Here is a 1,771-nt window from a genome sequence, read left to right on the forward strand (position 1 = left end):
CGTAGCTCAGGCTGTGGCCTTCGCACACCAGGGCGATGGCGTCAGGCTGCGTAGCGGCTTGCGCCTCGAAGGCCTGGTGCAGCAGCTGGTCGCGCGGGTAGTCGGCAGCGGTGTTGTTCAATCCGGCCAGCAGATGGTGGCGTTGGTCCGGCGTGAGCAGGGCCAGTGCGCCGACGCGCTGTTGCGGGTCGGCCGCCATGGCCGCCAGCAGGGTCTGGAAGTGGCCGGCTATGCGTTCGACGCTGGCGTGTTCGAACAGGTCGGTGGCGTAGTCGATGTGGCCGCCGATGACGACGCCGTCGTCGGCCAGCGTCAGCGCCAGGTCGAACTGCGCGCTCAGTTGTTCGGCCGGCAGCGCGGCCAGTTGCAGGCCGGGCAGCTGCAGCGCGCCGGCCGGGGCGTTGTTCCAGGTCAGCATGTTCTGGAACAGCGGGCTGTGGCTCATGCTGCGCACCGGTTGCAGCGCCTCGACCACCTGTTCGAACGGCAGGTCCTGGTGGGCGTAGGCGTCGAGCGCCGTGTGGGCGACCTGTTGCAGCAGTTCGCTCACGCTCGGGTCGTCGTGCAGGCGCACGCGCAAGGCCAGGGTATTGACGAAGAAGCCGATCACGTCCTCGACTTCGCGGCGCTGGCGGTTGGCCACCGGGGTGCCGACGACGATGTCGTCCTGGCCGCCGAGGCGGGACAGTAAAGCGGCCCAGCCGGCCAGCATGGTCATGAAGAGGGTGGCGCCGTGGCGGCCCGCCAGCGCGCGCAGTTCGGCGCTGAGGGCGGCCGGCAGCGTCAGTGCGACGCTGGCGCCGGCGTAACGCTGCACGGCCGGGCGTGGCCGGTCGGTGGGCAGGGCCAACAGGGCGGGAGCGCCGTCGAGGTGTGCGCGCCACCAGTCGGTTTGCCGTTGCAGGACGGCGCCACTGAGCCACTGGCGCTGCCAGGCGGCGTAGTCGGCGTACTGGATGGCCGGCTCCGGCAACGGGTCGGGCAAGCCCTGGCTGAAGGCGGCGTATAGCGCGCTGACCTCGCGTACCATGATGCCGATGGACCAGCCGTCGGAAATGATGTGGTGCTGGGTGAGCAGCAGCACGTGCGTGTCGGCGTCCAGTTGCAGCAGCCGGCCGCGCACCAGCGGTCCGGCGGCCAGGTCGAAGGGGCGGCCCGTTTCGTCGGCGCGCAGGCGCGCCACGGCGGCGTCTTGTTCGTGGCCGGCCAGCGCGCGCAGGTCGTGCAGGTGCAGCGCGAAGCCTTGGCCTGCGGCGGCGATTGCCTGTGCTGGCGCGCCGTCGTGCTGGACAAAGGTGGTGCGCAGGCTTTCGTGGCGGGCCACCAGACGGTCGAGCGTGGCGCGCAGCGCCGGCAGGTCGAGCGCACCGTGCAGGCGTAGCGCGGCCGGCAGGTGGTAGGCGGCGCCGGCAGCGGCGTCGAGCTGGGCCAGGAACCAGAGGCGTTGCTGCGCCAGCGACAGCGGTGGCGGCATGTCGCGCGCGCTCGTCGCGATGGCGGGCAGCTGCGCGCCGCGCTGGTCTGGTTCGTTGCGCTCGGCGTGATTGCTGTACGCCAGCAAGGCGGCCAGCGCGCTCAGCGTGGGGTGGGCGAACAGGTCGCGCAGCGCCAGCTCGGCGCCGGTCTGCTGGCGCAGGCGCGACACCACCTGTACCGCCAGCAGCGAGTGGCCGCCCAGCTCGAAGAAGTGGTCGTCGCGGCCGACTTGTTCCAGGCCGAGCAGTTCGGCCCAGATGGCGGCCAGCATGGTTTCGGCCGGGCCTTGCGGGGC

The 1,771-nt window shown here is 71.7% G+C and carries 1 protein-coding gene; it reads right to left on the minus strand.

Annotation, left to right across the window (positions count from 1 at the left end; genetic code table 11):
- On the minus strand, positions 1-1,771 hold a 1,771-nt coding region (locus tag RUGAMON1_RS32555; protein WP_445234408.1), incomplete at both ends, for a condensation domain-containing protein.

This window comes from Duganella rhizosphaerae (assembly GCF_040364205.1).
GTDB classification, from domain to species: Bacteria; Pseudomonadota; Gammaproteobacteria; order Burkholderiales; family Burkholderiaceae_D; genus Rugamonas; species Rugamonas rhizosphaerae.